3 protein-coding genes are annotated in these 5,309 nt (G+C 73.2%); 2 read left to right on the forward strand and 1 reads right to left on the reverse strand.

The window, feature by feature from the left end:
• Positions 1-2,187, forward strand: a 2,187-nt coding sequence (gene glgB, locus MHW47_RS31525; protein ID WP_239227285.1) for a 1,4-alpha-glucan branching enzyme, incomplete at its 5' end; no start/stop codon positions are given.
• Positions 2,188-2,288: 101 nt separating this feature from the next.
• Here the strand turns inward: glgB and MHW47_RS31530 are convergent.
• Positions 2,289-3,686 (reverse strand): cation:dicarboxylate symporter family transporter, encoded by a 1,398-nt coding sequence (locus tag MHW47_RS31530; RefSeq protein WP_239227286.1) that lies wholly within the window; start codon positions 3,684-3,686, stop codon positions 2,289-2,291.
• Positions 3,687-3,815: 129 nt separating this feature from the next.
• On the opposite strand from MHW47_RS31530, the gene MHW47_RS31535 reads away from it, so the two are divergent.
• Positions 3,816-5,309: ATP-binding protein (locus tag MHW47_RS31535; protein WP_239227287.1), on the forward strand; the 1,494-nt coding region annotated here is incomplete at its 3' end.

Below are 5,309 nucleotides of genomic sequence, written 5' to 3' on the forward strand. Positions count from 1 at the left end.
GCCGCCCCGGAGCCGCAGCCGGTCCCCCCGCTGGACGGGGCCGACCGGGGCAGGCTGCTGGCCGGGGAGCACCACGACCCGCACGCCCTGCTGGGCGCGCACCCGGTGGACGGCGGGGTGGTGGTGCGGGCGCTGCGCCCGTTCGCCCGGGCCGTGACGGTGCTCGCGCCGGGGCTGCGGGTGCCGCTGCGCAGCGAGGGGGACGGGCTGTTCTCCGGCCTGGTGCCGCTGCCCGAGGTGCCGGAGTACCGGCTGCTGGTGGCGTACGACGACCACGAGATCGAGGTGGAGGACCCGTACCGCTTCTGGCCGGCGCTCGGTGAGCTGGATCTGCACCTGATCGGGGAGGGCCGGCACGAGGAGCTGTGGACCGCGCTCGGGGCCCGGCCGATGGTCCACCAGGGCGTGGCCGGGACGAGGTTCACGGTGTGGGCGCCCAACGCCCGGGGCGTCCGGGTGTGTGGGGACTTCAGCCACTGGGACGGCACCGGCTTCCCGATGCGCTCGCTGGGCTCGTCCGGGGTCTGGGAGCTGTTCCTGCCCGGGATCGGGGAGGGCGCGCTGTACAAGTTCGACCTGTGCCGGCCCGACGGTTCGCACACCACGCGCTCGGACCCGATGGCCCGGCACACCGAGGTGCCGCCCGCCACCGCGTCGGTGGTGACGGCCTCGCACCACGTCTGGCAGGACCGGGAGTGGATGGAGCGGCGCGGCAGCGTCCCGGTGCACGAGGCGCCGTTCTCGGTGTACGAGGTGCACCTCGGTTCCTGGCGGCCGGGGCTCACCTACCGTCAGCTGGCGGAGCAGCTGCCCGCGTACGTGAAGGAGCTGGGCTTCACGCACGTGGAGCTGATGCCCGTCTCCGAGCACCCCTTCGGCGGCTCCTGGGGCTACCAGGTCACCGGCTTCTACGCGCCGACCTCGCGGATGGGGTCGCCGGACGACTTCCGCTTCCTGGTGGACGCGCTGCACCGGGCCGGCATCGGCGTGATCATGGACTGGGTGCCGGCGCACTTCCCGCGCGACGACTGGGCGCTCGCCGAGTTCGACGGCCGGCCGCTGTACGAGCACTCGGACCCGAGGCGGGCCGCGCACCCGGACTGGGGCACGCTGGAGTTCGACTACGGGCGGACCGAGGTGCGCAACTTCCTGGTCGCCAACGCCACGTACTGGTGCGAGGAGTTCCACATCGACGGGCTGCGGGTGGACGCGGTCGCCTCGATGCTCTACCTGGACTACTCGCGCGAGGACGGCCAGTGGTCGCCCAACGAGTTCGGCGGGCGGGAGAACCTGGACGCGGTCGCCTTCCTCCAGGAGATGAACGCCACGGTCTACCGGCGCAATCCGGGCGTGGTCACCATCGCCGAGGAGTCCACCGCCTGGGACGGCGTGACGCGCCCGACCGACCACGGCGGGCTCGGCTTCGGCCTGAAGTGGAACATGGGCTGGATGCACGACTCGCTGGTGTACGTCTCCAAGGAGCCGGTGCACCGCAAGTACCACCACAACGAGATGACGTTCTCGATGGTGTACGCGTACAGCGAGAACTACGTGCTGCCGATCTCGCACGACGAGGTGGTGCACGGCAAGCAGGCGCTGGTCTCCAAGATGCCCGGGGACTGGTGGCAGCGGCGCGCCAACCACCGCGCCTACCTGGGCTTCATGTGGGCCCATCCGGGCAAGCAACTGCTGTTCATGGGGCAGGAGTTCGCGCAAGGCGCGGAGTGGTCGGAGGGCCACGGGCCGGACTGGTGGCTGCTCGACCCGTCGTACGGGGCGGAGGCCGACCACCGCGGGGTGCGGGATCTGGTGGCCGACCTCAACGCGGTGTACCGGGCGACGCCCGCGCTCTGGCAGCGCGACACCCGGCCGGAGGGCTTCGCCTGGGTGGACGGGGGCGCGGCCGAGGACAACGTGTTCGCGTTCCTGCGGCACGACGCGAAGGGCGCGCCGCTGCTCGCGGTGTCCAACTTCTCGCCGGTCGTGCGGCACGGCTACCGGCTCGGGGTGCCGGAGGGCCCCCGGCGCTGGGCGGAGGTCCTGAACACGGACGCCGCCCGGTACGGGGGAAGCGATGTCCGCAACGGGGAGCCGCTGAGCCCCGAGGCGGTGGCGTCGCACGGGCGGGCGTCGAGCGTGGTGCTGACGCTGCCGCCGCTGGCGACGGTGTGGTTCACCCCGGCGTGAGGTCCGCCCCGGTGTGAGGCGGTGACGTGCGAAGGGGCGGGCGCCCGGTGGCCCCGCCCCTTCCGCCGTCCGGCGCCCGTCGCGCGGTCAGACCTTCGCGGTCAGACCTTCGCGGGCGGGGCCGGCTGCTCCCGGGCGCCCTCGCGGGCTTCGGGGACGTGCGGCTCGGCCGGGCCCTCGTCGCTGAGCATCTTCTCGTCGAACGGGAGGGCGCCGGAGAGCACCAGGCCGGCCCGGTCCCGGTCGATCTCCTTGGTCCACGTGCCGACGAGGACCGTGGCGACCGCGTTGCCGGCGAAGTTGGTCAGGGCGCGGGCCTCGCTCATGAAGCGGTCGATGCCGACGATGAGGCCGACGCCGTCCACCAGTTCGGGGCGGTGCGACTGGAGACCGCCGGCCAGGGTGGCGAGGCCGGCCCCGGTGACGCCGGCCGCGCCCTTGGAGGCGATGACCATGAAGACGAGCAGCGAGATCTGCTCGCCGACGCTCAGCGGGTCGCCGGTGGCGTTGGCGATGAACAGCGACGCCATCGTGAGGTAGATCGCGGTGCCGTCCAGGTTGAAGGAGTAGCCGGTCGGCACGGTGATGCCGACGACGGGCTTGCTGACGCCCAGGTGCTCCATCTTGGCGATCAGCCGGGGCAGCGCCGACTCGGAGGAGGAGGTGGACAGGATCAGCAGGAACTCGCGGCCCAGGTAGGCCAGCAGCGTGAAGATGTTGAGCCCGGCCACCAGGCGCAGGATCGCGCCGAGCACCACGAAGACGAACAGCGCGCAGGTGACGTAGAAGCCGATCATGATGACCGCGAGGGACTTGAGCGCGTCCACGCCGGTCTCGCCGACCACCGCCGCCATCGCGCCGAACGCGCCGACCGGGGCCGCCCACATGATCATGGCGAGGATACGGAAGACGAGGCGCTGGATGTGCCCGATGCCGCGCAGCACCGGCTCGCCGTGCGTACCCATGGCCTGGAGCGCGAAGCCGGCGAGCAGGGCGACGAGCAACGTCTGGAGCACTTCGCCCTCGGTGAAGGCGGAGACGAGGGTGGTCGGGATGATGCCCAGCAGGAAGTCCGTGGTGGACTCGCCGGCCCCGGACGCCTGCTTCTCCCCGGCGGCGCGGACGGCCTCGGTGATGTGGAGGCCCGAGCCGGGCTCCAGGAGGTTGCCGACGAGCAGGCCGATGGCCAGGGCGACGGTGGACATCACCAGGAAGTAGCCGAGGGCGAGCCCGCCGACGGCGCCGACCTTGGCGGCCTTGCGGACCGATCCGACACCCAGCACGATCGTGCAGAAGATGATGGGCGAGATCATCATCTTGATCAGGTTCACGAAGCCGGTGCCGATGGGCTTCAGCTCGACGGCGGCGTCCGGGGCGACGAAGCCGACGAGGATGCCGAGCGCCACCGCCGCGATCACGGCGAGGTACAGGTACTTCGTCCGGTCGGGCTTCGCGGGCTCGGGTGTCGTGCGTTCCGGCTCGGCGGCGGTGGCTGCCACGGGGTCTCCTCGGGTCGTCGTTGTCCCGCCCCCGTGCCGGGGGCCCCGGCGACTATCCCGCCCGCTGTGACGCCGGTCACCGTTGCGTGCATTTCGTTCACGCGAAGGCGGACGGGCAGACTGGTCGGCATGCGTATTCCCCGTGCCCGTCCGCGCAGCCTCGCCGGGCAGCTGTTCGCCATGCAGGTGGTGCTGGTGGCCGCGGTCGTCGCGGGGTGCGCGTTCTTCGCGTACGAGTCGGGGCGCAAGCAGGCCGGGGAGACGGCCGCGCGGCAGGCGCGGGCGGTGGCCCTCGCGGTGGCCGCGTCGCCGTCCGTCCGGGAGGCGATCCGCACCGACGACCCGTCCGCCGCGCTCCAGCCGTACGCGGAGCGGGTGCGCAGGGAGACCGGGATCGCGTTCGTCACGATCATGAGCCCGGACCGGGTCCGCTGGACGCATCCGGTCGCCGACCGCATCGGCGAGACCTTCCTCGGGCACACCGCGCGGGCGCTGCGCGGCGAGACCTTCTCGGAGACGTACACCGGCACGCTCGGGCCCTCCATCCGCGTGGTCACCCCGGTCCGGGACGGCGGCCGGATCACCGGTCTGGTCAGCGCGGGGATCACCGTGGACCGGGTCTCCTCGCAGGTGCGCGAGCAGCTGGGCGCGCTGGGGCTGGCGGCCGGCGCCGCGCTGGTCATCGGCGGCCTCGGCACGTACGTGATCAACGCCCGGCTGCGCCGCCACACGCACGGGATGAACGCCACCGAGCTGAGCCGGCTGCACGACTACCACGAGGCGACCCTGCACGCGGTGCGCGAGGGGCTGCTGATGCTGGACGGGCAGCGCAGGATCGCCCTCGTCAACGACGCCGGCCGGGAACTCCTCGGGCTGGCCCCGGACGCGGTCGGCCGCCGGGTCGCCGACCTCGCGCTGCCCGCCCCGCTGACCGGGGCGCTGCTCGCCTCCGAGGAGCGGGTGGACGAGGTGCACCTGACGGCGGACCGGGTCATCGTCGTCAACACCCGCCCGGTCGTCGGCGGCGAGCGGCGCGGGACCGTGGTGACCCTGCGCGACCACACCGAACTCCAGGCGCTCTCCGGGGAGCTGGACTCGGAGCGCGGCTTCACCCGGGCGCTGCGCTCCCAGGCGCACGAGGCGGCGAACCGGCTGCACACCGTGGTCTCGCTGATCGAACTGGGGCGCACGGACGAGGCGGTGGGCTTCGCCACGGCGGAGCTGGAGCTGGCCCAGGCGCTCACCGACCGGGTGGTGGGGGCGGTCGCCGAACCGGTGCTGGCGGCCCTGCTGCTCGGCAAGGCGGCCCAGGCGAACGAGCGGGGCGTGGAGCTGGTGCTCGCGGAGGACAGCCTGATCGACGACGGCGCGCTGCCCGCGGCGCTGCCCGCCCGCGATCTGGTGACCATCCTCGGCAACCTGATCGACAACGCGGTCGACGCGGTGACCGGCGCGCGGGAGGCGGCCGTGCCGGGGCAGCGGGGCCGGGTGACGGTGACCGCGCTCGCCGACGACGGCGAACTGCTGCTGCGGGTCGCGGACAACGGGGCCGGGGTCGATCCGGCGGACGCCGCCGAGGTGTTCCGCAGCGGCTGGTCGACGCGCGGCGCCGGGCGCGGGCTC

It is taken from the genome of Streptomyces sp. OfavH-34-F (genome assembly GCF_022347745.1).
Taxonomy (GTDB): Bacteria; Actinomycetota; Actinomycetes; order Streptomycetales; family Streptomycetaceae; genus Streptomyces.